Origin of the sequence: Fuscibacter oryzae (assembly GCF_016765795.1) — a bacterium.
GTDB classification, from domain to species: domain Bacteria; phylum Pseudomonadota; class Alphaproteobacteria; order Rhodobacterales; family Rhodobacteraceae; genus Fuscibacter; species Fuscibacter oryzae.
In genome coordinates this window covers 560,624-584,615 of the sequence record NZ_JAESVP010000001.1, presented here as the reverse complement: position 1 = coordinate 584,615, position 23,992 = coordinate 560,624, and the positions used below count along the sequence as shown (strand labels likewise).

General features: G+C 63.3%; 24 protein-coding genes. 12 read left to right on the top strand and 12 right to left on the bottom strand.

The window, feature by feature from the left end:
• The first annotated feature begins 30 nt into the window (after positions 1–30).
• Both JI744_RS02865 and JI744_RS02860 read left to right on the top strand, forming a co-directional pair.
• Positions 31–318, top strand: coding sequence for a hypothetical protein (locus JI744_RS02865; RefSeq protein WP_202658142.1), 288 nt, complete (start codon positions 31–33; stop codon positions 316–318).
• A complete protein-coding gene (locus tag JI744_RS02860) occupies positions 290–994 on the top strand; it encodes a winged helix-turn-helix domain-containing protein (RefSeq protein WP_202658140.1) in 705 nt (234 codons plus the stop codon). Before JI744_RS02865 ends, JI744_RS02860 begins: the two co-directional genes overlap by 29 nt.
• Here JI744_RS02860 and paaI read toward each other — a convergent pair whose 3' ends face one another.
• From paaI to trhO, 3 genes are all read right to left on the bottom strand, one after another.
• Complete coding sequence (paaI, locus tag JI744_RS02855) at positions 995–1,387, bottom strand: hydroxyphenylacetyl-CoA thioesterase PaaI (protein ID WP_202658138.1); 393 nt, start codon at positions 1,385–1,387, stop codon at positions 995–997.
• Positions 1,384–2,415 carry an LLM class flavin-dependent oxidoreductase gene (locus JI744_RS02850; RefSeq protein WP_202658136.1) on the bottom strand — a complete coding sequence of 344 codons (1,032 nt, stop codon included), beginning with the start codon at positions 2,413–2,415 and terminating at the stop codon, positions 1,384–1,386. Before JI744_RS02850 ends, paaI begins: the two co-directional genes overlap by 4 nt.
• A gap of 334 nt (positions 2,416–2,749) precedes the next feature.
• Entirely contained in the window at positions 2,750–3,652 is a 903-nt protein-coding gene (gene trhO, locus JI744_RS02845) for an oxygen-dependent tRNA uridine(34) hydroxylase TrhO (RefSeq protein WP_202658134.1), read from the bottom strand.
• Between the two features lie 100 nt (positions 3,653–3,752).
• Between trhO and pncA the strand changes: the two genes are divergently transcribed.
• The 3 genes from pncA to pncB all read left to right on the top strand — a co-directional run bounded on the left by pncA (position 3,753) and on the right by pncB (position 8,007).
• Positions 3,753–4,358: a bifunctional nicotinamidase/pyrazinamidase gene (gene pncA / locus JI744_RS02840; RefSeq protein WP_202658132.1), complete on the top strand. Its 606-nt coding sequence runs from the start codon at positions 3,753–3,755 to the stop codon at positions 4,356–4,358.
• 62 nt (positions 4,359–4,420) lie between these two features.
• Positions 4,421–6,781: a hybrid sensor histidine kinase/response regulator gene (locus tag JI744_RS02835; RefSeq protein WP_202658130.1), complete on the top strand. Its 2,361-nt coding sequence runs from the start codon at positions 4,421–4,423 to the stop codon at positions 6,779–6,781.
• Complete coding sequence (pncB, locus tag JI744_RS02830; protein ID WP_202658128.1) at positions 6,715–8,007, top strand: nicotinate phosphoribosyltransferase; 1,293 nt, start codon at positions 6,715–6,717, stop codon at positions 8,005–8,007. Before JI744_RS02835 ends, pncB begins: the two co-directional genes overlap by 67 nt.
• Here the strand turns inward: pncB and JI744_RS02825 are convergent, their stop codons facing one another.
• The 6 genes from JI744_RS02825 to JI744_RS02800 form a co-directional block, all read right to left on the bottom strand.
• Positions 8,008–8,937 carry a phosphotransferase enzyme family protein gene (locus tag JI744_RS02825; RefSeq protein ID WP_202658126.1) on the bottom strand — a complete coding sequence of 310 codons (930 nt, stop codon included), beginning with the start codon at positions 8,935–8,937 and terminating at the stop codon, positions 8,008–8,010. It lies immediately after the preceding gene.
• The gene (arfB, locus tag JI744_RS02820; RefSeq protein ID WP_202658114.1) at positions 8,934–9,356 is read right to left on the bottom strand and encodes an alternative ribosome rescue aminoacyl-tRNA hydrolase ArfB; all 423 of its coding nucleotides are present in this window, start codon (positions 9,354–9,356) and stop codon (positions 8,934–8,936) included. Before arfB ends, JI744_RS02825 begins: the two co-directional genes overlap by 4 nt.
• Before the next feature lie 234 nt (positions 9,357–9,590).
• On the bottom strand, positions 9,591–10,214 hold the full coding sequence (locus JI744_RS02815) for a queuosine precursor transporter (protein ID WP_202658249.1): 624 nt from the start codon (positions 10,212–10,214) through the stop codon (positions 9,591–9,593).
• Between the two features lie 88 nt (positions 10,215–10,302).
• Entirely contained in the window at positions 10,303–11,196 is an 894-nt protein-coding gene (mepA, locus tag JI744_RS02810) for a penicillin-insensitive murein endopeptidase (protein ID WP_202658111.1), read from the bottom strand.
• Complete coding sequence (locus JI744_RS02805) at positions 11,193–12,560, bottom strand: MFS transporter (RefSeq protein WP_202658099.1); 1,368 nt, start codon at positions 12,558–12,560, stop codon at positions 11,193–11,195. Before JI744_RS02805 ends, mepA begins: the two co-directional genes overlap by 4 nt.
• A gap of 52 nt (positions 12,561–12,612) precedes the next feature.
• Complete coding sequence (locus JI744_RS02800; RefSeq protein WP_202658097.1) at positions 12,613–13,158, bottom strand: acyl-CoA thioesterase; 546 nt, start codon at positions 13,156–13,158, stop codon at positions 12,613–12,615.
• A 130-nt stretch (positions 13,159–13,288) separates the two neighbouring features.
• Between JI744_RS02800 and JI744_RS02795 the strand changes: the two genes are divergently transcribed.
• Complete coding sequence (locus JI744_RS02795) at positions 13,289–13,576, top strand: YggT family protein (RefSeq protein WP_202658095.1); 288 nt, start codon at positions 13,289–13,291, stop codon at positions 13,574–13,576.
• Between the two features lie 42 nt (positions 13,577–13,618).
• Entirely contained in the window at positions 13,619–15,688 is a 2,070-nt protein-coding gene (gene recQ, locus JI744_RS02790; protein WP_202658093.1) for a DNA helicase RecQ, read from the top strand.
• A 133-nt stretch (positions 15,689–15,821) separates the two neighbouring features.
• On the opposite strand, the gene JI744_RS02785 is transcribed toward recQ, so the two are convergent.
• Positions 15,822–16,811 (bottom strand): hypothetical protein, encoded by a 990-nt coding sequence (locus JI744_RS02785; protein ID WP_202658091.1) that lies wholly within the window; start codon positions 16,809–16,811, stop codon positions 15,822–15,824.
• Positions 16,812–16,829: 18 nt separating this feature from the next.
• The gene (gene greA / locus JI744_RS02780) at positions 16,830–17,300 is read right to left on the bottom strand and encodes a transcription elongation factor GreA (protein ID WP_202658090.1); all 471 of its coding nucleotides are present in this window, start codon (positions 17,298–17,300) and stop codon (positions 16,830–16,832) included.
• A gap of 255 nt (positions 17,301–17,555) precedes the next feature.
• Between greA and JI744_RS02775 the strand changes: the two genes are divergently transcribed.
• From JI744_RS02775 to JI744_RS02765, 3 genes are all read left to right on the top strand, one after another.
• Positions 17,556–19,208 carry an electron transfer flavoprotein-ubiquinone oxidoreductase gene (locus JI744_RS02775; RefSeq protein ID WP_236019202.1) on the top strand — a complete coding sequence of 551 codons (1,653 nt, stop codon included), beginning with the start codon at positions 17,556–17,558 and terminating at the stop codon, positions 19,206–19,208.
• 111 nt (positions 19,209–19,319) lie between these two features.
• Complete coding sequence (locus JI744_RS02770) at positions 19,320–21,035, top strand: tetratricopeptide repeat protein (protein ID WP_236019201.1); 1,716 nt, start codon at positions 19,320–19,322, stop codon at positions 21,033–21,035.
• Positions 21,025–21,867 carry a 4-(cytidine 5'-diphospho)-2-C-methyl-D-erythritol kinase gene (locus JI744_RS02765; protein WP_202658088.1) on the top strand — a complete coding sequence of 281 codons (843 nt, stop codon included), beginning with the start codon at positions 21,025–21,027 and terminating at the stop codon, positions 21,865–21,867. Before JI744_RS02770 ends, JI744_RS02765 begins: the two co-directional genes overlap by 11 nt.
• A gap of 13 nt (positions 21,868–21,880) precedes the next feature.
• On the opposite strand, the gene JI744_RS02760 is transcribed toward JI744_RS02765, so the two are convergent.
• The gene (locus tag JI744_RS02760; RefSeq protein ID WP_202658086.1) at positions 21,881–22,882 is read right to left on the bottom strand and encodes a polyprenyl synthetase family protein; all 1,002 of its coding nucleotides are present in this window, start codon (positions 22,880–22,882) and stop codon (positions 21,881–21,883) included.
• Between the two features lie 54 nt (positions 22,883–22,936).
• Here JI744_RS02760 and JI744_RS02755 point away from each other — a divergent pair, with 54 nt between their 5' ends.
• Together JI744_RS02755 and JI744_RS02750 are read left to right on the top strand one after the other, a co-directional pair.
• On the top strand, positions 22,937–23,152 hold the full coding sequence (locus JI744_RS02755; protein WP_202658084.1) for a putative signal transducing protein: 216 nt from the start codon (positions 22,937–22,939) through the stop codon (positions 23,150–23,152).
• The gene (locus JI744_RS02750; RefSeq protein WP_202658082.1) at positions 23,149–23,910 is read left to right on the top strand and encodes a tRNA1(Val) (adenine(37)-N6)-methyltransferase; all 762 of its coding nucleotides are present in this window, start codon (positions 23,149–23,151) and stop codon (positions 23,908–23,910) included. The genes JI744_RS02755 and JI744_RS02750 overlap by 4 nt, the downstream gene beginning before the upstream one ends.
• Positions 23,911–23,992 lie beyond the last annotated feature (82 nt).

The window sequence follows — 23,992 nt, the reverse complement described above, 5'->3', positions numbered from 1 at the left end:
AGGATGAGGCTACCTTGACGGAGAAGCGAGATGACGCGCCTAGCGCCCTTCCTTATGGCCTTTGCGGTGCTATTTGCGCTGTGTGGGCCTGCGTCCGCCGATTGCTATGCCGATTACAAGGCCAAGCAAGACAATCCCTTGCGCCTGCATTACGGGGTTGCGCAGGTGTCTGCCTGCGACAAGAAGGCGGCAGCGGCAGAATTGCGGCCCCGGCTGGAGCAGGCCGGTTGGACATTGTTGAACGTGCTTTCGGTGTTCGGGCCGGAAGGTCTGAATGAAAGGAAAGGCAGTGCCGGAGACTACTTCCTCCGTTTCTGACAGCCTGCGCGCGGGCAACCGCGTGGTGGCTTACGGTATCGCTGCCATTGTCGTGATCCTGTTGGGCGCGGCGGTGTTTCTGTTTGTCAGCCTGCCCGACGCCAATGCCTTCAACGCACGGGTTGAACGGCTGTTCGTTGAAAACAATGACCTGACGACGGCGGCGGAAATCAAGCTGCTGGAAATCCTTGCCCAATCCGGCACCTCTTTTTCCGAAGTTCTGGCCAGCTATCGCAGCGTGATCTTTGTGCTGTTGCTGTTTTCCACCGCTCTGCTGGTGGCGTCGCTGGTGTTTCTGGTCACCATCGTCACGCTGAACCGCCGGATTTCGGCCATTCAGCGGTCGGGCATTCAGGTGTCGTCGATGCTGATCAGCCGCGAGGCGCGGGCGGTTTACATCAACGACATGGAGTTTCAACTGACCGAGGCGGCGATTGAAACCCTGTCGGTTCTGGCCGAAGCGCGACTGGATGATGAGGTGATGACCGGCGTTCAGATTGAAGCCGTCATCTCTGGCCGCAATGAGGCGGATTGCGAAGAGGCGGCGGGGGCGACGCGGGTGAAACGCCTGCGCGATGCCCTTGGCAACCAGTTGGTCAGCGAACTGCTGGTGAAAACCGTCGCGCGGCGCGGCTATATGCTGGCGGTGGGCAAGGATGCCATCCGCATGATCTGATCAGCCGACAAACCGGGCTAGGCCGCGAAACAGCGCGACCACCCGGCCATCGCCTGCCGTCACCGTCACATCCAGAACCGCGCTGCGGCCCTGCCGCGAGATCTGGGTGGCCTGCGCGGTCAGCACCTCGTCCAGCCGGGCCGGGGTGACGTAGTGGATGGAGGCTTCCTGCGTCACCGCATTTTCATCGCCCGCATTCGCGGCAAAGCCAAAGGCGGTATCGGCCAGCGTAAAGATCAGCCCGCCATGACAGGCGCCGTGCAGATTCAGATGCTCGGCCGCAACCGTCACCTCCAGCGTGCTGTCGCCGGGCAGGGCACGCAGCACGCGGATGCCCAGATTGCGCGGCAGGGACGAGGTTTGCAGCTTGCTGGCAATCTGGTCGCTGATCATCGGGCAAGAATATCCTTCACCATCGGAATGACCTTGGTGCCGTAAAGCTCGATACAGGTCATCTGTTGTTCGTGGGGCACCGGGCCTGTGGTGTATTTCATGTCAAACCGCTGGATGCCAAGGTCGCGCATTGCGGCGGCGATCTTTTTCGCCACGGTTTCCGGGCCGCCGATGTAAAGCGAACCGTTTTCAATCTCGTCGATATAGCGGTCCTTGGTGACTGGCGGCCAGCCGCGTTCGCGCCCCAGACGGCCATACATGTCCTTGTAATGCGGCCAGAAGGTTTCGCGCGCGGCCTCATCCGTCGCCGCAACAAAGCCGGGGGAGTGGATGCCGACGGGCCGTTCCGGGCGCTGCATCTGCTGGCAGGCGCGTTGATAGAGATCGATATAGGGCAGGAACCGGCGCGGATCGCCGCCGATGATCGCCAGCATCAGTTGCAGGTCTTGCCGCACCACGCGCACCACCGACTCCGGGCTGCCGCCGACGCCGACCCAGGTGGTAAAGGGCTTGTCACCCACCGGCGGATAGACGCGCTGGTTGGTCAGGGCGGTGCGGTGCTGGCCCTGCCAGGTGACATCTGCCCCGTGAACCAGCTTGGCGAACAGGTCCAGCTTTTCCTCGAACAGCATGTCGTAATCGTTCAGGTCATACCCGAACAAAGGATAGCTTTCGGTAAAGCTGCCGCGCGCCAGAATCACCTCTGCCCGGCCGTTCGAAATGGCGTTCAGGGTGGAAAAGCGTTGGAACACGCGGACCGGATCGTCCGAGGACAAAACAGTCACGGCGGTGCCAAGCTGAATCTTTTCGGTGCGGGCGGCGATGGCGGCCAGCAGGATTTCGGGCGAGGAGATTGCGAAATCCGGGCGGTGATGTTCGCCAAGGCCGATGAAATGGATGCCCACCTGATCGGCCAGCACGCCCTGTTCGACCACATCGCGCAGCACCTGATCCATTGGCTTCAACGCGCCGGTTTCATCGACCGTCACATCGCCAAAGGTATCAAGGCCAAGTTCAATCGCGCTCATCTTTGTGCCCCTTTGCTGTTGGATCAGACATAGGGGGTGCGGGCGGGTCGGGAAAGCCGGATTGGCGCACAGGACTTGCGCGGGGATGATCAGGGGCGGGGTTTTAGGCCGCCCATGTTCGGGCGGTTCAGGAAACGCACCGCGTTTCCCCGCCCGTGCGCGACATGTCCGCTAGAGCCGGTGGTAGCAAGAGCCACCGAGAGGCCAGCGCCCGCCGGGGGCGGGTCGGGCGCTGGCCGGGCCTTTGAGGCCCGGCGGTTCTGATTGCACCTTCATCGCATGGCGAAGGCGATGGCCTTCGCCAGATCGCACCTCGGGTCAGGGGACAGGCCGATCAGCCCCCCAGATGCCGCGCGCCCCGCGCTTCGGCCAGATCCATCTGCTTTTGCCGTTCACGGAACCGCTCGCGGTCGTCATCGGAATATTCAGCAAGGCAATGGTGACACGAGGCCCCGCGTTCATATTCCGGGCGCAGCTTGTCCTCGGGTGAAAGGGGGCGGCGGCAGGCGTGGCAACTGTCATAGGCACCCTGCACCAGCCCGTGCCCGACCGAGACGCGTCCGTCAAAGACATAGCATTCTCCGTCCCACAGGCTGTCCTCTTGCGGAACCTCTTCCAGATATTTCAGGATGCCGCCCTTCAGATGGTAAACCTGATTGATGCCCTGCCCCAGCAGGAAGTTGGTAGATTTCTCGCACCGGATGCCGCCGGTACAGAACATGGCGATGCGCTTGCCGGCAAATCTCTCGCGATTTTCTTCCCACCACTGGGGAAATTCGCGGAAGCTGTGGGTGGCAGGGTCTACCGCGCCGCGAAAGGTGCCGATGGCGACCTCATAATCGTTCCTTGTGTCGATCACGGCCACGTCGGGGTCGCTTATCAGGGCGTTCCAATCTTCGGGGGCAACGTAATGGCCGACGCGGGCAGTAGGGTCCACATCAGGCTGACCCATGGTGACGATCTCGGCCTTCAGCTTTACCTTCATCCGGCCAAAGGGCGGGGTGTCGGCGGTGGCTTCTTTCCACTCCAGCCCCTCGCACCCCGGCAGGGCGCGCAGATGGGCGATCACCGCATCAATCCCGTCGCGTGGCCCGGCGATGGTGCCGTTCACCCCTTCGCGCGCCAGCAGCAGGGTGCCGGTGACGCCTTGGGCAAGGCACAGATCCAACAGCGGCCCGCGCAAGGCGGCGGGGTCGTCAAAGCGGGTAAAGTGATAGAGCGCGGCAATGGTCAGCATGTGGGCGGGGATAGGCCAACCGCAGGCTGCGGGCAAGCCCGGCGGTTGACCATGCGACCATTGCGCGCCACCCTTTGCCCGCCCTGAACCGGAGGTTTCCATGCGCGCACCGACCGAAGCCCTTATCGTGATTGATGTGCAGAATGATTTCTGCCCCGGCGGTGCCTTGGCCGTGGCGGGGGGCGATGAGATCATCGCCCAGATCAACGATCTTATGGAAGAGTTTGAAACCGTGGTGCTGACGCAAGACTGGCACACCGCCGACCATGCGTCTTTTGCCGCCAATCACCCCGGCGCTGCCCCCTTCAGCCTGACCGAAATGCCCTATGGCCCGCAGGTTCTGTGGCCGGTGCATTGCGTGCAAGGTACCAGCGGCGCGGCCTTTCACCCAGGTTTGCGCACCGATCCGGCGCAACTTGTCATTCGCAAGGGCTTTCGCCCCGAGATCGACAGCTATTCCGCCTTTTTCGAAAATGACCGCACCACGCCGACCGGGTTGGAGGGGTATCTGCGCGCCCGCGGGATCAGCACGGTCACGCTGGTCGGTCTGGCGACCGATTACTGCGTGGCCTATTCGGCGCTGGATGCAGCCCGGCTTGGCTTTGCCGTGACCATTCTCGAGGTGGCCTGCCGCGCGATTGACATGAACGGCAGTCTGGCCGAGGCGCGGGCCAACACGATTTCTGCCGGGGTGATCTGGGGCTAGCGCCCTGCACCCGGCCTTAACCTTTCCCGCGCAATCTGCCCCGAAAAGGGGATTTTGCGCGGATGACCACGGGGATGGCCACCACACCTGATGCCGGACCTGCCATCGGGCAGCGCACCGCATTGGCGGATTTTGCGGCCCGCAACAGTGCTGAGGGGCGGTTTCGCCGCTATGCCCGCGCGCGGGTGCGCGGTTTTGCGATGCGCCAGACCATGACGGTGTTCGGGGCGCTGACCATCGGTATTTTTGGCGCCCCCTGGATCGGTTTCGTCGCCGCGTTCACGGCGGTTCTGGGCGAGGCGGTCGATTGTCTTGTTCTGGCCACCACGCTGCGACAGGTCAGCATAACGGCCCGCTTGCGGCGGGCGGCGGCGGCCAGCGGGGCAGTGCAGGCCATCACCATTTCGGCCTGCATCCTTTTGTGCTGGGCCAAGGTGCCCTATTCCGAGGCGCGCCTGTTCGCTGCCGTCTTTCTGATGAGCGCAGCAATCAACGCGGGCCTTGTGCGCCACCATTTCGCCGAAGGCAGCCTGATGCGGTTGGTGGTTTACACGCTGACCGGGCTGGTGATGACGGGCAGCATCGCGCCCGGCCTGTTGCATGGGCAGGCCAGCGACTGGTTCGTTGTTCTCTCGATCACGATTCTGGCCTATGTCGCGGCGCTGTTCATTCAGGCGATGGAGCATGGCCGACAACAGAGGTTGCGGTTTGAAGCCGCGCTGTTAGAGGAGCAGGGCGCGCTTGAAGCCTCGCGCAGCGCGCTGGATCAGGCGGCGCGTCTGTCGGAACGGCTGGCGCTGGTGGCGCGCAAGGCCAATGACAGCATCATTTTCACCACGCCAGATGGGCGCATCGAATGGGTGAATGAGGCGTTCAGCCGCGTGACCGGCTATTCCGCAGCCGAGGCTGTTGGAAGGATGCCCAGCGATGTTCTGAACAGCCCGCTGACCTCGGACGAATCCCTCCAGATTCTGGCTGGCGCGCAGCAGGATTGTCGCCCCTGCCTGGTAGAGATCGCCAATCGCACCAAGGATGGCCGGGATATCTGGATGGAGGTGTCGATGACGCCTGTCCTGAAACCTGATGGGCGGCCAGATGTTTACATCGCCATTGAGCGTGATGTGACGCAAGCCAAGGCCCATGCTGCCGAACTGTCTGCCGCGCGCATCGCCGCCGAGGCGGCGGCGCAGGCCAAGGCGGCATTTCTTGCCACGATGAGCCATGAGATCCGCACTCCCTTGGGCGGCCTGATCGGAATGGGGGAGTTGCTGGAGGATACACAGCTTGACCCCCAGCAACGCCAGTATACCGCCACCATCGTCGAATCTGGCCGCGCGCTTTTGACCATTCTGAACGATGTGCTTGACCTGTCCAAGTTGCAGGCAGGCAAGGCAGAGCTGCGGCTGGAGCCGTTTTCGCTGACGGAAAGCGTGGTCAGGGCAGTTGATCTGTTGCGCCCTACGGCAGAGAAGAAGGGCATCGCGCTGACCGCCGACTGCCTTGATGGCTTGCCGCGCTATCTGGGCGATGCCGGGCGGTTGCGGCAGATATTGCTGAACCTGATGGGCAATGCGGTGAAATTCACCGCCGAAGGGCAGGTGGCGGTCAGTCTGGGCGTGACCCAGCTGGCTGGGCATGACGAAATTCGCATCGCCGTGGCCGATACCGGCATTGGCATTGCCCCTGACCGCATCGGACAGGTGTTCGACAGCTTTACCCAGGCGGATGCCACGATCAGCAGACAGTTCGGCGGCACCGGGCTGGGGTTGACGATTTCTCGCCTGCTGGCGGAACAAATGGGCGGTAATATCGAGGTGGCCTCTGTCATCGGTGAAGGGTCGGTCTTCACGCTGACGGTGCGGCTGGCGCGAGCGGCGGCGGCGGTTGCCGCCCCGTCGCGGCAGGGTGTGGTTGTGCCGCGCACGTCGCTGCATGTGCTGGTGGCCGAAGATAACCGCACCAACATGCTGATCGCGCGCAAGCTGCTGGAACCCGCGGTGGCCCGCCTGACGCAGGCGGAAAACGGCCGTATCGCGGTAGAGCGCTATCTGGATCAGCCGCCCGATCTGGTGTTGATGGATGTCTCGATGCCAGAGATGGATGGGCTGTCTGCCAGCCGCGCCATTCGTGCTCATGAGGCGGCCCATGGGCTGGCCCCTTGCCCGATTCACGCCCTGACCGCCTTTGCCGCGCCCGAGGACGAAGCCGCCCGCCGTGCTGCCGGAATTGACGGCGTGCTGACCAAGCCCTTGTCGCGGGCCGATCTTTATGCGCTGATCGCCCGCATTGCCGGGCAGGCGGGTTGTGAGCCCGCCCCGGCGCATGGCATAAAGACGGCTGAACAGGGGGGCAGGGCATGGTCGATATCGCGACGCGGGTCCACAATCACAACTGGAAGATCGACCCGATTGTCCGGTCTCTGATCGATGATGACTTTTACAAGTTGCTGATGTGCCAGTCGATCTTTCGCAACAAGCCCGACACACGGGTGACGTTCAGCCTGATCAATCGTTCCAAAAACGTACGGCTGGCCGATTTGATCGACGAGGGTGAACTGCGCGAGCAACTGGATCATGTGCGCGGCCTGTCGCTGAGCCGTGGCGAAAGCACCTGGCTGCGCGGCAACACCTTTTACGGCAAGCGCCAGATGTTCCGCCCCGATTTCATGGAATGGTTCGAAAAGCTGCGCCTGCCGCCCTACCATCTGGAAAAGCGCGACGGCCAGTATGAGCTGACCTTTGAAGGCAGTTGGCCAGAGGTGATGTTGTGGGAAATTCCCGCGCTGGCCGTGCTGATGGAATTGCGCAGCCGGGCGGTGTTGAAAGACATGCGCAAGTTTGAACTTCAGGTGCTTTATGCCCGCGCCATGACCCGGATCTGGGAAAAGATTGAGCGCCTGCGCGCGCTGCCCGACCTGAAGATTGCCGATTTCGGCACCCGCCGCCGCCATTCCTTCCTGTGGCAAGACTGGTGCGTGCAGGCGATGCAAGAAGGGCTGGGGTCCAAATTCATCGGCACCTCGAACTGCCGCATCGCGCAGAAACGCGATATCGAGGCGATCGGCACCAATGCCCATGAACTGCCCATGGTTTATTCGGCACTGGCCAAGAGTGACGAAGAACTTGCGCGCGCCCCCTATCAGGTGCTGGCCGACTGGCATGAAGAGCATGATGGCAATCTGCGCATCATCTTGCCCGATACCTATGGCACAGCGGGTTTCCTGAAAAACGCGCCCGACTGGCTGGCAAGCTGGACCGGCATCCGCATTGACTCGGGCGATCCGGCAGGGGCCTGTGAGCTGGCGATCCGCTGGTGGCAGGAACGCGGCGAAGACCCGATGACAAAGCTGGTGATCTTTTCCGACGGGCTGGATGTGGAACAGATCGAAAGCCTTTATGCCCAGTTCAACGGGCGGGTGAAGGCTTCGTTCGGCTGGGGCACTTTGTTGACCAATGATTTCCGCGGGCTGGTGCCGGATGATGCGCTGGCACCCTTTAGTCTGGTGTGCAAGGCGGTGTCGGCGGACGGTCACCCCACCGTCAAACTGTCGGACAACCCCAGCAAGGCGATGGGCCCGGCCGAGGAGGTTGCGCGTTATAAACGGGTGTTCGGCGTGGGGGATCAGGTGGCAACCGAGGTGCGCGTCTGATCAGCCGATCACGCGGGCCGCGCAATCCAGCGCGCGGGCCAGATGGCGGGGGTGGACCGGATCGCCCGGCCCCAGCCGCGTCATCGCCCAGCCGACCGAGGCGCAGCACCGCATCAGCGTGAAGGTTTCCACCATCGCGCGGTCAGCGGTGCCATAGCCCTGCATCAGCGCATCGCGAATGTCGGCATAGGCGGGTTCGTCCAGGTTCTGCGCCAGCGCCGTGCCCAGATCGAACAGGCGGAACCCCCAGCCGCTGTCATCAAAGTCGATCAGCGACAGGCGGTCGCCATCTACAAAGATATTCTCGCGCAGCAGGTCGGCGTGGATCGGGGCGATTTTGGCGCCCGCCGCAAGATGCGCGGCCATGCGGTCATGCAGAAAGTCGCGCGCCTCGGCCAGTCGGGCGGTTTGGGTGGGCGTCGCCTCCGGGTGGTCCCAGAACCGGCCCCACAGGGGGGCCTCGCCCACAAGGCCCGCAATGTCCCAGCGGGGGCGGGTGAAATCGGCAGGCAGGGTAAGCCGGTCGGTCGCGGCGTGGAACTGGGCAACCAGCGCGCCAAAAGCGTGGTGCAGTCGCAGGGTCTGGGCGGGCGGATAGGGCAGTAGCGTGCCACCCGCGCCAAGAGGGATGCCCGCAACCCATTCGATGACCGAGGCCGCCCGGCCGCCGGGCAATTCGGCCAAAAGGTCACCGCCTTGGTGCGGCAGGGCGGCGGGCACCGCGACGCCTTCGCCCGCCAGCGCGGCACACCACCACAGCTCTGACCGGATCGCCGCAAAATCCTGATAGCCGGGGCGGTGCAGGCGCAGGGCGGCGCGGGCACCGCCGGGCAGGCGAATCTCGTAAACCGCGTTTTCGCGGTGGCTGAGCAGGCGGACCACCTCGGCCCCCCAGTGCGTGGCGGCTTGTTGAGCAAGGGTGTCAGTCATTCGTCGTCGTCCACTTTCCCGCGCAGGGATTTCACATCGCCGCGCGCCTGTTTGGCGGCAATACGGCGGCGTTGGCTGCCCAGCGTGGGCTTGGTTGCGATGCGGCGTTTCGGGGTGACAAGGGCGGCGCGGATCATCTCGACCAACCGTTCACGCGCGATTTCGCGGTTGCGCGCCTGGCTGCGGGTGTCTTCGACCTGAATCACCAGTGCACCTTCCAATGTCCATTTCCGACCGGCGATCCGCTTGAGCCGTGCCTTGACCGGGGCAGGCAGATGGGGCGACCGCTCTGCCTCGAACCGCAGTTCGACGGCAGTTGACACCTTGTTGACGTTCTGCCCGCCGGGGCCGGAAGACCGCACAAAATTTTCGCTGATTTCCCAGTCGGCGATGCTCAGGGTATCTGTAATTCGCAGCATATCGCACCAAAGAGAAAGGGCCGCCGTTGGTGGCGACCCCTTCCGAGATCCAAGGAGATGGGCCAGTTAGGTTCAAGCCCAATCATAGTGTGATTTCAAGGGTTTGCCCTAAAAATCCCCCTGATGACTGTCCCGACACGTCTCTCCAACGTCACTCTAGACACTGGATCACCTCCTTTCGAAAAGTTGCCGATGAGGTGAGCCTGACACAGATTTTGTGTTTGTCAAAAGTTTTTACGCTACCCGTGCCGTGCGTCGTGCAACTGCCAGTCTGAAGGGCAAAAGTGCCACGCCATCGACCAGAACCTTGACGCAAAAGTCGGCCACAGCCAGCGATGCCCAAAGGGGAACCGCTGCCCCAAAGCCCAAAAGCGACACTGATCCTGCGGCCCAGGACACGTCATTCGCCGGTTCGATCCAGACAAAAGCGGTGGCAAAGGCCAGCGGGAAGAAAATCGCGGTATCAATGGCAGAGCCTAAAAAAGAGGCAAAGAATGGTGCCTGCCACCATGGCGCGCGGCGCAGGCGGGAAAAGACTGCAATGTCCAGCAACTGCCCGATCAGGAAGGCCGTACCAGAGGCCACTGCGACGCGAAGGGTGACGATGGGGCCAAACTCGCCCATGATCTGCGTGCCGATCATCGAACACAGCAGGCCGGTGACGAAACCGGCATAGACCACACGCCGCGCGGCGGCTGCCCCGTAAAAGCGGTTGGTCAGGTCGGTGACCAGAAAGGCCACGGGATATGTGAAGGCTCCCCAGGTCAGCCATTGGCCGACCGGAAACTGCACAAGGATGTTGGAGGCCACCACAATGACGGCCATCGCCAGAACGGCGGGAAGAAGTGCGCGCATGATTTGATCCGTTTTTTACAAGGTCGCGGAGACTTGGCCCCAAGTCGGGGACGCGTGGCCTTAGCCCCAAACGGTGATGGTCGTCAATCGCCTAGCGCGATGTCAGCACATCCATGCACTGCTTGGGCAGGTCGGCCATGGTGTATTGGCGCGGGCCCTTCTTTTTGGGCGTGTCCTCATCCTCGGGCTTTTTCTTCGACGGTTTGGGGTGCAGATAGTCATCCGACACCCACCACATCAGCGTATCGTCGCAGCCATCGCCACCGTTTGACAGATCGGCCACGGTGGGCTTTTGCGTGTCGCACAGGCGCGCGCCCTTGGGGCATTTCAGGCGCACATGGAAATGGGTGTCATGCCCGCCGATGGGACGGATTTTCTGCAACCATTTCTTGTCGGCCTTGCTGGCAGACTGGCACATCTGGATTTTGACGGCGGCAGCCACGAAAATCCGGTCCACCCGCGGGTCAGAGGCGGCCATCTGCAACAGTGCCGCGCGATCCGGTGTCCAGGCCTCGGTCACCGATTTCTGGTCGGCCGAGCGGACGGGGATGGACGAGATGCTTTCCCGCTGGTCGCGCGACAGCGACAGGGACCGGGGCCGCAGCCACCAGATGTCCGCATCCAGCCCGATCTGGTGGCTGGCGTGCCCCGATGTCATCGGGCCGCCGCGCGGCTGGCTGATGTCGCCCACATAGATGCCCGGCCAGCCAACCTGCGTCGCCATCACCGACAGGTCTTGCAGAAAACCGATCATCGCAGGTTGGCCAAAGTTGCGGTGCCGCGACAGGCGCATCGCTTGCCAGGTCGGCCCGGTTTCCGGCAGTTCCATCAGCCCCGCCGCACAGCCCTTGGCATAGCTGCCAACGGGCATAGGGTCTTGCTGGCTGGGCCCATCGACAGCGCCGAACAGCTTGTTGGCCAGTTTCTCGGCCTCTGCCGGCAGGGGGGTGGCCAGAAGGGCAAGAAGCAGCAGCTTGCGGATCATGCCTGTTCCCCCCGTGGATTGACCCAGACCAGCAGCACAAGCCCCACAAGGAACAACAGGATGATGGGCGAAATTCCCAGCCGCGCACTGCCGGTGATGGTGGTGGCAATGCTGATCAGCGCGGGTGCGATAAAGCTGGTGACCTTGCCCGACAGGGCGAACAAGCCAAACGCCTCGGTCGCGCGGTCTGGCGTGGTGTGGCGCAGCACCATGGTGCGACTGGCGGCCTGCAACGGCCCGCCCGCAGCGCCAATCAGTGCGCCGCAGATGTAAAAGATGATGTCCGGCAGGTTCGACGCCGAATCCATCGGTATGCCCCACAGGCTGTCGCGCTCCATCCCGACGATCACGGCGCAGACCAGGATCAGCACAATGATCGACCCGACGATGACGGGTTTCGGCCCAAAGCGGCTGTCAAGCTTGCCGCCCCACCAGCTTGCGATCATCGCCGTCACCCCGCCAAGAATGCCGAATACGCCGATCTGACCAATCTCCCAGCCCATAACGTTCGAGGCATAGATGCCGCCAAAGGCGTATATTCCTGTCAGCGCATCGCTATAGGCCAGTGAAGAACCCAGGTAGGCAGAGAGGCTTTTCCGGAACCGCAGCCCCTTAATCAGCTCCCAAAGACTGGATAGTGCGCGACCCACATGCAGCGCGCCCGCTCCGCCCGGTGGCTCTTTTACCCATAGCCAGAAAGGGACCATGGAAACGATAAACCAAATCGCGGTGAATGGGCCAACCGCGCGAGTGCCTTCACGCGTTTCCGGATCATCGCCCAGAAGAGGGGGCAACCCAAAATAAGAAAGGCCTGTATCGCCCTTTGAGATAAAGAACCCCAGCATTAGTGTCAGCGCGATCAACCCGCCCAGATAACCAAAGGCAAAACCGCTGCCCGAAACCTTTCCGATATCATCGCCCTCGGCCAGCGTGGGCATCAGGGCATTGGTGAAGATCGTGGCAAATTCCATGCCGATCAGGCCGATGCCGAACATGATGGCACCCCAGCGCAGGGTATTCAACTCTCCCCCCGGCATCATCCACCACAGGCTGGCCGCCCCCCCGACATACAGCACCGAGAACAGCCAGACCCAGACCAGCCGCCGCCCGGTGCCCTGCGCCACCGCGCCCAGAACCGGCGCCATCAGCGCGATGATCACCGAGAAACAGGCATACCAGAAGCTCCAGTAGGATTGCGCCGCCGCCTTGGCCGCTTCTTCCTCCAACCCGGTGCCCATGTAATAGCCACGGGCGACCTCGGCAAAATAGGGGGCAAAGACAAAGGTCAGAAGAAGGGTGTTATAGGGCTGGCTGGCCCAGTCGAAAAACCACCAGCCCCAGATGCGCTGTCGCTGCGTTGCCATTCCTGCCCCCTTGTTTCAGGCGATCAAGCCCGATGCCTTGGCAAATGGCAAGCTATGGTGTGACCCCGGGCGTTTCGGGCGGCCAGGCGCGCACCGCATCACCGGTGATCCAGGCCTGAACCCAATCGGGCAGAGGGGGGCTGGCCTCGGCCACGCCGAGGGCCGCCATCGCCTCGGTTGCCGGAACCATCCCACCTTTTGAGATGACGGCGGTACGGATCAGGATGGACGAGGTACAATCGCCGCCACGCCACATGCTTTGTTCAATATAGATGAACCGGGCATCCCAGCCGATCACCCGGCTGACCATGGTCAGCTTTTGAAACAGCGTAACCCGGCGGCGATAGCGGGTGGTGTTGCCCGCGACCGTCGCCCCCCAGCGCTTTTCCTTGACCAGCCGGTCATAGCCGATCCGCTTCAGCATCGGCAGGCGGCCAAGATCATAAAGCGTCAGGGTGCGGCCGTTGTTCAGCTCGCGCCACGGGTCCAGATCCCAGGGCCAGATGCGGACGGTAGAGACATGCGGCTCAAACGGGCCAAGACGGGGGGCTTTGCGGAACTTCCACAGCTCCTGCCACATGCGAAGATAGGGATACATCGGTACGCTCCTGTTCCGGGCCATCGGTGCCGCGCGCCTGCGCGGGCGTCAAGCGAAACGCTGCGGCAAGCCTTGCCCTTTTGGGGGTATCGCCCTAGAAATCCACAATCCCTTGTGGCCGGAGCCGAATATGACCACCATCTTTCAGGTGCTGTTGCTGATCGTCGATATTGCGAAATGGATCGTGCTGGCCAATGTGATCATGTCCTGGCTGGTGAACTTTCAGGTGCTGAACCTGCGCCAGCCCATCGTTTCGCAAATCTGGTATGGGCTGAAAGGCATTCTGGAGCCGATCTATGCCCAGATCCGCCGAGTGGTTCCCGTGATCAGCGGCATTGACTTTGCGCCGCTGGTGTTGCTGATCGGCATTTTCGCGCTGCGGCAGGCCATAGTGAACAACATGTATGCCCTTGGCTGACTTTGAAACGGCCTTAACCCGCAGCGGGGCAAACCAGTCTAAATGACATTCGATTCCCCTTTGACCGATGATCCGCAGGTGCTTTTGGCGCGCGTGTTCGGCTTTGCCTCGTTCCGGCCTGGTCAAATGGAAATTGTTGATGCGGTTTGTGCCGGGCGCAACACTCTGGCCATCATGCCGACGGGCGGCGGCAAGTCGCTGTGCTTTCAACTGCCCGCGCTGTGCCGGACGGGGGTGACGGTGGTGATCTCGCCGCTGATTGCGCTGATGCGCGATCAGGTCCGCAGTTTACGTGCGGCGGGGGTCGAGGCGGGGGCGCTGACTTCGGGCAACACCGAGGAAGAGACCGAGGCCGTGTTTCAGGCGCTGGAGGAGGGGCGGCTGAAGCTGCTTTACATCGCGCCCGAACGGCTGGCCCAATCTGCGACCCTGCCGATGCTGCGCCGCGTCGGTGTGTCGCTGATCGCAGTGGACGAAGCGCATTGCGTCAGCCAATGGGGCCATGATTTCCGCCCCGATTATCTGCGCATCGGCGAGCTGCGCCGCGCCCTGGGCGTGCCACTGGCCGCTTTTACCGCCACGGCCGATGCTGAGACGCGGGACGAGATTGTCGCCCGTCTGTTCGATGGCCAGCCGCCCGAAACCTTTCTGCGCGGGTTCGACCGGCCGAACATCCATCTGGCCTTTGCCGTCAAGGACAGCCCCCGCGACCAGATCCTGCGCTTTGCCGATGCACGGCGGGGCCAATCGGGCATCGTCTATGCCGCCACCCGCGCCAAGACTGAAACCCTTGCCCAGGCGCTGCGCGAGGCGGGCCACCCCGCCTGCCACTATCACGGCGGGATGGAGGCGGATGAGCGTCGCCGTGTGGAAATCCGGTTTCAGCAGGAAGACGGCCTGATCGTGGTGGCGACGGTGGCCTTCGGCATGGGCATCGACAAGCCCGATATCCGCTGGGTCGCCCATGCGGATCTGCCAAAGTCGATCGAGGGCTATTATCAGGAAATCGGCCGCGGTGGCCGCGACGGGGCGGCGGCGGAAACGCTGACCCTTTATGGCCCCGATGATATCCGGCTGCGCCGCTCTCAGATCGACGAATCGCTGGCCCCGGCAGAGCGGAAAGAGGCTGATCATGGTCGCCTGAACGCCCTTTTGGGTCTGGCAGAGGCGGTGGATTGCCGCCGCCGCCTGCTGCTGGGCTATTTTGGCGAGGTGCTGGCCGAGCCTTGCGGCAATTGCGACCTGTGCGACCGCCCGGCCAAGGTGTTTGACGCAACCGAGGTGGTGCGCAAGGCGCTGTCGGCGGTGTTGCGCACCGGCGAATGGTTCGGCGCGGGCCATCTGATCGATGTACTGACTGGCACCGCCACGCCCAAAGTGCGGGAACGCGGCCATGATGGCTTGCCCACCTTTGGTGTGGGCAAGGATTTGTCCAAGCCCGCCTGGGGCGCGGTGTTCCGCCAGATGATGGGCCGCGATCTCTTGCGCCCCGATGCCGAACGACACGGCGCGCTGCGGATGACCGACAATGCGATTCCGCTGCTCAAAGGCGAGGCCAGCATCACCCTGCGCCAAGATACCATCGACCGCGCCCGCCCGATGGTGGCGGTGAAATCGCAGGTCGCGGAAGAGGATGCACCGCTGCTCTCGGCCCTTAAGGCCAAGCGCCGCGCGCTGGCAGAGGCGGCGGGCGTGCCTGCCTATGTCATCTTTGCCGACCGCACCCTGATCGAACTGGCCGAACAGCGACCTCAGACGCTGGATGCCATGATGGGCATCACGGGCATCGGCGCGAAAAAGCTGGAAAGTTTCGGGGCAGAATTTCTGGCCGTGATCACCGGCGCGCCTGCGGTGCCCCTGCACCCTGTGCGGATGAAACTGGCGGGGCGGCCTGCGGGCACCCTGTTTGATCAGTTGTCGCAGGTGCAACTGCGCCTGCAACGCGGACAGGATGGCACCGGCAAACCGATGTCCTGCACCAACACAACCTTGCGCCATATCGCCGAGCAGCGCCCTTCGTCCCTGTCCGAACTGGCGCAGATCATCGGCATGGGCGAACAGAAAATCGACCGCTTCGGCGCAGCGTTCCTCGAGGTTCTCCGAGAAGCGTAAAGCCCGCACAGCCCCTCTTCTGCTTTCACATTGGTAGCAATATCCCACGGGTGCGACCATGGTTGCGCCATTGGTTCAAGAAACCATGGTCGCGGGGGAGTGAACCCCCCGGCATCAGCCAAAAGAGCAGCGTCTAGTCGAACGTCCCCGTGACCCGCCCGAACAGCATGAAGGCGCGAGCGGTGCGGGTGTCGGACAGATCGGCCAGATCGGCATCGCTGGCGTTATGTTCAAATTCCTGAAAGGCGCGGTCGAAGGTGCGCAGGAAATGGTGGGCCGCATCGCGGAACACCGGGTCTTCGCGCATACGCCCGGCGGTCAGCGCCAGAGAGGATCGGTCGCGCACCCCGCCAAGGGCGGCGATGGAGCGCCCGCGCTCTCCGGCAGCAAACTTGCGCCAGAATTCGGGGCGAGCACGGTCGGGCTTCAGATCATCCATGAAGATGCCGTCCTGCGCCAGCAGGGTCAGCACATCCTGTGCCGCGCGGATCAGCTTGGCGGCGGTACGGTCCTCCAGCGCCAGACGCAGGGCACGAAAGCCCTCTTTGTCATCGGGGCTTTCGGGAAATTGCAGCGCGCGGATGAAATCGGGCACCGACAGTGGCGGGCGCAGATCTTCTGCCGGAGTGCCAAGCGCCAGTGCAGGCTGCTCGGCCTGCGGTTCGGGGCGGGGGGCCGCCATCGCCGCCTTGCGGTCGGCCGAGGGCACCGACAGGCTGCTGTCACGGCGCGAGGTAAAGCTTGCCATCGCGGTTTCGGTGCTGCGGGTCGCGCGCTCGATCTCGGTCAGCTTTTTCTCGACAGAGGGCTTCGGTCCGGCCTGATTGGCGGCATAGTCGCGGCGCAGCGCCTCGACCGTGGCATGCAGCCTGCGCGCCTCGGCCCGCAGGGTGCGTAGTGACCGCAAAGTGACCACGGCGGTCCAGATCAGCACCAGCGGCAAAAACACCACCAGCAGTGACAGCGCCAGCCCCGGCGCGGATTCGCCCGGCGCGGTCAGCGCATAAGCCCCCACCGCCCCCATCCAGACAAAACTGAGCAATGCCGCGAAAATCTCGGTCATTGGCGCTTGCGTCAGATCGCGCAGCTTTGGGTCGGGCCGTTGGTCTTCGGGCAGGGTCATGCACCGTTCCCGCTGTGGTCAGAGGTAGCGAATCGTGACAACTTCATAGCTGCGCTGGCCGCCGGGGGTGCGGACCTCAACGCTGTCGCCTTCGTCCTTGCCAATCAGCGCGCGGGCCAGCGGCGAGCGGATGTTCAGCTTGCCCGCCTCAATATCCGCCTCGGTCTCACCCACGATCTGATAGGTTTTTTCCTCTTCGTTGTCTTCATCAACAAGGGTCACTGTCGCGCCGAACTTGATCGCGCCCGACAGCTTGGACGGATCGATCACCTCGGCCAGCGACAAGACGCCCTCCAGCTCTTTGATGCGGCCCTCGATGAAGCTCTGCTTTTCGCGCGCTGAATGATATTCCGCGTTTTCCGACAGGTCACCATGCTCGCGCGCCTCGGCAATGGCGCGGATCACGGAGGGGCGCTCCACCGTCTTGAGAATCTTCAGTTCTTCGTCATGCGCGTTGAAACCCGCGCGTGTCATCGGAATTTTTTCCATGGCCTTATTCACGCAAATGATAAGGTCACAGCCTTGCGGGCCATGACCTTGGAACCTCGTTCGCTTCACCTGACCCGATGGAGGGATGGATTGCAAGAGGGTATGCCGGGTTTCGGCGATGGTCTGTCGCGACCGGGTAAGAAAGTTTCCCTCATGCTGCGATGCCGAAATATGATGTTGCGTCGTGGTTGACCTGTGGCCTGCCTTAAGGCAATCACGCAGACGCGAGCCAGAACCGGGACGAGGGGAACAGCCATGCCACAGGATATCCAGCGCGAGGCGATGGAATATGATGTCGTGATCGTTGGCGCGGGGCCGTCGGGCCTGTCTGCGGCGATCCGGCTGAAGCAGTTGGACCCGAACCTGTCGGTCGTGGTGATGGAAAAGGGCTCCGAGGTCGGCGCCCACATCCTTTCTGGTGCGGTGCTGGACCCTTCGGGCCTTGATGCGCTGCTGCCCGACTGGCGCAGCATGGGTGCGCCGATCAAGACCGAGGTGAAAGAGGATAATTTCTACATCCTCGGCCCGGCCGGTCAGATGCGAATCCCGAATTTCCCCATGCCGCCCCTGATGAACAACCATGGCAATTACATCGTCTCGATGGCGAATGTCTGCCGCTGGATGGCGCAGGTGGCCGAAGGGCTGGGGGTCGAGATTTTCCCCGGCATGTCCTGTTCGCAACTGGTTTATGGCGACAAAGGCCAGGTGGTCGGCGTTGTGGCCGGTGAGATGGGCCTTGCTGCCGATGGCACGCCCGGCCCGAACTATGAGCCGGGGATGGAACTGCGCGGCAAATACGTTTTCCTGTCGGAAGGCGTGCGCGGCAGCTTGGCCAAAGAAGTCATCGCCAAATACGACCTGTCCAAAGGACATTGCCCGCAGAAATTCGGCATCGGCATGAAGGAAATCTGGGAGATTGATCCCAAGAAGCACCGCGAAGGCACTGTGACGCATACGATGGGTTGGCCCCTTGGCAGCAATGCCGGCGGCGGCAGCTTTATCTATCACCTTGAGAACAATCAGGTTTACGTCGGTTTCGTGGTTCACCTGAACTACAAGAACCCCTACCTCTACCCCTATATGGAATTCCAGCGGTTCAAGCATCACCCGATGGTGGCCGAGCTGCTGAAAGGCGGCAAGCGTGTGGCTTATGGCGCGCGGGCGATCAGCGAAGGCGGCTGGCAGTCGATCCCGAAAATGGTGGCGCCGGGCGTGGCGCTCTTGGGCTGCACCGCAGGTCTGGTGAACGTGCCGCGCATCAAGGGCAACCACAACGCCATGCTGTCGGGCAAGGCTGCCGCCGAGGCCGCCTATGCCGCGATCGGGGCGGGCCGTTCGGGCGATGAACTGAATGATTATGAGGCTGATGTGCGCGGCGGCGCGATTGGCAAAGATCTGAAAAAGGTGCGCAACGTCAAACCGTTGTGGTCGCGTTATGGCCTGATCGCCTCGCTGTTGGCGGGCGGGGCGGATATGTGGGCCAATACCTTTGGCCTGACCGTTCTGGGCACGCTGAAGCATGGCAAGACCGATGCTGCGGCAACCGAAAAGGCCGCCAAGCACAAGCCGATCGACTATCCGCGCCCCGATGGCGTGCTGTCGTTCGACCGGCTGACCAACGTGGCGTTCAGTTTTACCAACCATGAAGAAAGCCAGCCCGCGCACCTGCGGCTGAAAGACGCCAGCGTTCCGATCAAGGTGAACCTGCCGGAGTTTGCCGAACCGGCGCAGCGCTATTGCCCGGCGGGCGTGTATGAGGTGATCGCGGAAGAGGGCAAAGACCCGCGCTTCCAGATCAATTTCCAGAACTGCGTTCACTGCAAGACCTGCGACATCAAGGATCCGTCGCAGAACATCGTCTGGACCACGCCGATGGGCGGTGACGGGCCGAACTATCCCAATATGTAACGCCACACATCTGCGCGAGAATCGGCGGGCCGGGGGGCACATCTCCCCGGCCCGCATTGCTTTGGCGGCCTGCGCGTTCTAGCTTTGCCCCAGTCTTTGGAGATTGTGTTCATGGTCTTGCGTTCCGTCAAAGCTGCCCTTGCCACTTCTGCCTTGGCCCTGTGGGTGCTGGGCCATCCGGCATGGGCGGATGACGGCAACCCCGGAGCCTATCTTGCGGCGCAGGCGGCGCTGGCCCAGCATGATTTTGCCGGGGCGGCGGATTGGTATGGCCAATCGCTGCTGGCCGATCCGACGAACCCCCTGTTGCTGGAAGGGGCGGCCCTGTCGAACCTGTCGCTTGGCCGGATGGACGAGGCGTCGCGGCTGGCCGCTGCAATGACTACCTCGGACAAGCCCGGCCTTGTCAGCTTTCTGACCCAGATTGATGCCGGTGCCCGCAAGGGTGATTTCGGTGCCGTTTTGGCCACCGTCAAATCCGATCCGGGGGCAGGCACGCTGCTGGTTGGGCTGGTGACGGCGTGGTCCGAACTGGGCCAAGGCCGCATGTCCGAGGCGCTGGATGCCTTTGATACCTTGGCCAAAACCCGCCAGCTTGCCAATTTTGCCCTGTATCACAAGGCGCTGGCCCTTGCCTCGGCTGGTGACTACCAAAGCGCCGACAACATCCTGTCGGGCAAGGCCGCCGGGCCGATCTCGATGACGCGGCGTGGCGTGGTGGCGCATTTGCAGATCCTGAGCCAGATGGAGCGGAACGCCGATGCGCTGAAACTGCTGGATCAGGCCTTTGGCACCGGGCCGGACCCTTTGGCCGATGATCTGCGCCGCCGCCTGACGGCGGGCGAGCCATTGCCTTTTGACATGGCGCGCAACGCCAAGGATGGTCTGGCCGAGGCGTTCTACACCCTTGCCACCGCGCTGAACGGGCAGGCAGAGGATGCCTATACCCTGCTTTACAGCCGGATCGCCACCGACCTGCGGCCCGACAATGCCGATGCCGTGCTGATGACGGCGGGCCTGCTGGAGCAGTTGGGCCAGCACGACCTGGCGACCGAGGCCTATGCCAAGGTGCCTGCCGACAGTCCGATTTTCCACATTGCCGAAATGGGCCGCGCCGATGCTGCCTATGCATCTGGCCGCAAGGACGCGGCGGTCGAGATCATGCAGACACTCGCCCGCAGCCACCCCGATCTGTTGGTGGTGCAGGTCGGTCTGGGTGACATTCTGCGCCGCGAGGAGCGTTTTACCGAGGCGCGTGCCGCCTATGACGCCGCCCTTGCGCTGGTGCCCGACCCGCAGCCGAACCACTGGGCGATCTATTTCAGCCGGGGCATCTGTGCCGAACGGTCCGGCGATTTCCCCGCGACCGAGGCCGATATGCGGCAGGCGCTGAAGCTGAACCCGGATCAGCCGCAGGTGCTGAACTATCTGGGCTACAGCTATGTCGATCGCGGCCAGAATCTGGATGAGGCGCTGGACATGATCAAACGCGCCGTCAAGGCAGAGCCGGAGTCGGGCATGATCATCGACAGTCTGGCTTGGGCCTATTTCCGTCTTGGCCGTTATGCCGATGCGGTAGAGCCGATGGAAAAAGCCTCGCTGCTGGAACCTGTGGATCCCGTGGTTACCGACCATCTGGGCGATGTCTACTGGAAGGCCGGGCGCCAGCGCGAAGCGGAATTCCAATGGCACCGTGCCCTGTCGTTCAAGCCGACCGAGGCCGACGCCAAGCGCATTCGCCAAAAGCTGGACATTGGCCTTGATGCGGTGATGGCGGATGAGACGGCCCATCCGGTCAAGCAAGAAGCGGCGACGAATGGCGGCTGAAATGGCGCTTGCCCGCGCCAAGGTGAACCTGTGCCTGCATGTCATGGGGCAGCGTGCAGATGGCTATCATCTGCTGGATTCGCTGGTGGTTTTTGCCGGAACCGGCGACCGGATCACCGTCACCCCGGCCGCTGATCTTTCTCTGACGGTGACCGGCCCGCAAGGCGCTGGGCTGGGAGACGGTCCGGACAACCTGTGCCTGCGGGCGGCGCGGGTCTTTGGCCTGTCGTTGGGGGCGGCGATCACACTGGACAAGCATCTGCCCGTCGCCTCTGGCGTCGGGGGTGGGTCGGCGGATGCGGCGGCGGTGCTGGGGGCGCTGTCGCGGCTGTGGGGCGTGGCCTTGCCAGACGCGGCGGCGGTGCTGACGCTGGGGGCAGATGTGCCGGTCTGTCTGGCCGGGGTGCCTGCGCGGATGCGCGGGGTGGGCGAGCAGGTTGATCCGGTTCGTGGCCTGCCCGCCGCTTGGCTGGTGCTGGTCAATCCCGGTGTTTCGCTGTCCACTCCGGCGGTGTTTCGTGCCTTGGCGCGGCGTGACAATCCGGGCTTGCCCGATGCGCTGCCGTATTGGTCAACGGCGCAGGACCTGGCGGCGTTCCTGCGCCAGCAGCGCAATGATCTGGAACCCGCTGCCCTGACGTTGGTGCCGCAGGTCGGACAGGTCACGGCGGCGCTGGGGGCGCAAGCGGGCTGCCTGTTGGCGCGAATGTCAGGATCGGGCGCTACCTGCTTCGGGTTGTTTTCCGGGGCAGCGCAGGCCGAGGGGGCGGCACAAGCCCTGCGCCGCGCGCAACCCGGCTGGTGGGTGCAGGCCGCTGCGATGGCGAGTTAGACCGCCCGCAGCCCTAGCGGATGCGCGACACAACGAAATCGGCCAACTCGGCCAGCACATCGCGTAACGGGTGATTGGGCAACCGCTCCAGCGCGGCGCACGCCTTGGCCGACCACATCAGCGCATCGCTGCGCGCATCTTCCATCGCGCCATGGCGCTGCATCAGGGCAATCGCCTGCTCCAGATCGCCGTCGCCCTGCTGGCCCTTTTCGATGACCCGGGTCCAGAAGGCACGCTCTGCGGCATTGGCGCGGGCCACCGCCTTGATCACCGGCAGCGTCAGCTTGCGCTCGCGGAAATCATCGCCGGTGTTCTTGCCGATCACGGCGCTGGTGCCACCGTAATCCAGAAGGTCATCGGCGATCTGGAACGCAATGCCCAACGCATCGCCATAGTCGAACAGCGCCCGCACCTGCGCCTCTTCCGCGCCAGCAATCACGCCGCCCACTTCGGTTGCCGCCGAAAACAGCGCGGCGGTCTTGCCGCGCACCACCTGAAGGTAAATCCCCTCATCCGTCGCCAGATCCTGGGCTGCGGTCAGTTGCAGCACCTCGCCCTCGGCAATCGTGGCCGATGCATTGGCCAGAATGTCCAGCACGCGCATGTTGCCGGTTTCAGTCATCAACTGAAAGCTGCGGGCGAACAGATAGTCGCCCACCAGAACCGAGGATTTGTTGTCCCACAGCAGGTTGGCCGTCGGCCGCCCGCGCCGCTGGGTGCTTTCGTCCACCACATCATCATGCAGCAGCGTTGCGGTGTGGATGAATTCAACCGTTGCCGCCAGATGAACATGGTAAGGCCCGGCGTAACCGCACAGCCGCGCTGCGGCCAGCGTCAGCATCGGGCGCAGGCGTTTGCCGCCCGCCTCGATCAGATGGGCGGTCACTTCGGGAATGCGGGGGGCGTGTTCGCTGGCCATGCGGTCACGGATCAGCGCATTCACCGCGGCCATATCCGCAGCCAGCATTTCGGCCAATTGATCATGCGGTGTCTTGGCGGCAATATCCAGGCTCATCACCATTCCCCACGGGTCTCGACTTTTCCGGGCGGGGGCCGCAACACTGGCGGTATGAAACTGCTGCTTCAGACCACCGACCCCACTGCCATCGCCTTCGCTCAGGCCCTGCTTCAGGGCGAGGGTATAGACAGCTTTGTGCTGGACGTCCACACGAGCATCCTGGAAGGTGGGCTTGGGTTCATCCCCCGGCGCCTGATGGTGGCGGATAGAGACTGGTTTCTGGCCAGCGCAGCCTTGCGTGACAACGGGGTTGAGGTGGCGCGATGACATTTGCCGGGGGCGATTTGTCGCAGGATGCCTTCCTGTGCGGGAGGCTTGTGTTGTGGCAGCCGCTGCAAGGGTATCGCGCGGCGACCGATCCGGTGCTGCTGGCGGCGGCCTGCCCGGCGGAACCGGGGCAATCGGTGCTTGATCTGGGTTGCGGGGCAGGGGCTGCGGCCTTGTGCCTTGGCGCGCGGGTGCCGGGGCTCGTGCTGGCCGGGCTGGAACTACAGGCAGGCTACGCCGATCTTGCCCGGCGCAACGCCACGGCCAACGGGCAGGCGATGCAGGTGGAGGAGGGCGATCTGTCCCATATGCCGCGCCCCTTGCGGGTAGATTTCGACCATGTGATCGCCAATCCGCCCTACTACCCCAAGGGGGGTACGCCGTCGCCCCGCAAGGCGCGGGCCACGGCGATGCAGGTGGAAACCCCGCTGGCCGATTGGGTGCAGGCCGCCGCCCGCCGTCTGCGTCCGGGTGGCTGGCTGACGATGATCTTTGGTGCCGACGGTCTGCCAGAGGTTCTGGGCACGCTTGGCAGCCGGTTGGGCTCTGCCACCGTGCTGCCGCTGGCGGCGCGACAAGGGCGGGCGGCAAGCCGGGTGATCCTGCGGGCGCGCAAGGGCGGGCGGGCGCCGTTCCGCCTGCTTGCGCCCTTTGTCATTCATAACGGGGCCGCCCATGATGGCGACCGTGAGAGCTATACCCCCCGCGCAAATGAGGTCTTGCGCCATGCCGCGCCGCTTTCCGCCGAGTTTGACTGAAATTCACCGCGACCATTCGCCCCGCGATGTGACAGGGGTGCGAAGAATTGGTGACACGACTCAATATCCGTGCTGCACTGAT

Bases quoted from the DNA above. Each gene is read 5' to 3' on its own strand.
- JI744_RS02865 (WP_202658142.1), top strand. From the start codon at position 31: ATGACGCGCCTAGCGCCCTTCCTTATGGCCTTTGCGGTGCTATTTGCG.
- paaI (WP_202658138.1), bottom strand. From the start codon at position 1,387: ATGATCAGCGACCAGATTGCCAGCAAGCTGCAAACCTCGTCCCTGCCG.
- JI744_RS02850 (WP_202658136.1), bottom strand. From the start codon at position 2,415: ATGAGCGCGATTGAACTTGGCCTTGATACCTTTGGCGATGTGACGGTC.
- trhO (WP_202658134.1), bottom strand. From the start codon at position 3,652: ATGCTGACCATTGCCGCGCTCTATCACTTTACCCGCTTTGACGACCCC.
- pncA (WP_202658132.1), top strand. From the start codon at position 3,753: ATGCGCGCACCGACCGAAGCCCTTATCGTGATTGATGTGCAGAATGAT.
- JI744_RS02835 (WP_202658130.1), top strand. From the start codon at position 4,421: ATGACCACGGGGATGGCCACCACACCTGATGCCGGACCTGCCATCGGG.
- pncB (WP_202658128.1), top strand. From the start codon at position 6,715: ATGGTCGATATCGCGACGCGGGTCCACAATCACAACTGGAAGATCGAC.
- JI744_RS02825 (WP_202658126.1), bottom strand. From the start codon at position 8,937: ATGACTGACACCCTTGCTCAACAAGCCGCCACGCACTGGGGGGCCGAG.
- arfB (WP_202658114.1), bottom strand. From the start codon at position 9,356: ATGCTGCGAATTACAGATACCCTGAGCATCGCCGACTGGGAAATCAGC.
- mepA (WP_202658111.1), bottom strand. From the start codon at position 11,196: ATGATCCGCAAGCTGCTGCTTCTTGCCCTTCTGGCCACCCCCCTGCCG.
- JI744_RS02805 (WP_202658099.1), bottom strand. From the start codon at position 12,560: ATGGCAACGCAGCGACAGCGCATCTGGGGCTGGTGGTTTTTCGACTGG.
- JI744_RS02800 (WP_202658097.1), bottom strand. From the start codon at position 13,158: ATGTATCCCTATCTTCGCATGTGGCAGGAGCTGTGGAAGTTCCGCAAA.
- JI744_RS02795 (WP_202658095.1), top strand. From the start codon at position 13,289: ATGACCACCATCTTTCAGGTGCTGTTGCTGATCGTCGATATTGCGAAA.
- recQ (WP_202658093.1), top strand. From the start codon at position 13,619: ATGACATTCGATTCCCCTTTGACCGATGATCCGCAGGTGCTTTTGGCG.
- JI744_RS02785 (WP_202658091.1), bottom strand. From the start codon at position 16,811: ATGACCCTGCCCGAAGACCAACGGCCCGACCCAAAGCTGCGCGATCTG.
- greA (WP_202658090.1), bottom strand. From the start codon at position 17,300: ATGGAAAAAATTCCGATGACACGCGCGGGTTTCAACGCGCATGACGAA.
- JI744_RS02775 (WP_236019202.1), top strand. From the start codon at position 17,556: ATGCCACAGGATATCCAGCGCGAGGCGATGGAATATGATGTCGTGATC.
- JI744_RS02770 (WP_236019201.1), top strand. From the start codon at position 19,320: ATGGTCTTGCGTTCCGTCAAAGCTGCCCTTGCCACTTCTGCCTTGGCC.
- JI744_RS02765 (WP_202658088.1), top strand. From the start codon at position 21,025: ATGGCGGCTGAAATGGCGCTTGCCCGCGCCAAGGTGAACCTGTGCCTG.
- JI744_RS02760 (WP_202658086.1), bottom strand. From the start codon at position 22,882: ATGAGCCTGGATATTGCCGCCAAGACACCGCATGATCAATTGGCCGAA.
- JI744_RS02755 (WP_202658084.1), top strand. From the start codon at position 22,937: ATGAAACTGCTGCTTCAGACCACCGACCCCACTGCCATCGCCTTCGCT.
- JI744_RS02750 (WP_202658082.1), top strand. From the start codon at position 23,149: ATGACATTTGCCGGGGGCGATTTGTCGCAGGATGCCTTCCTGTGCGGG.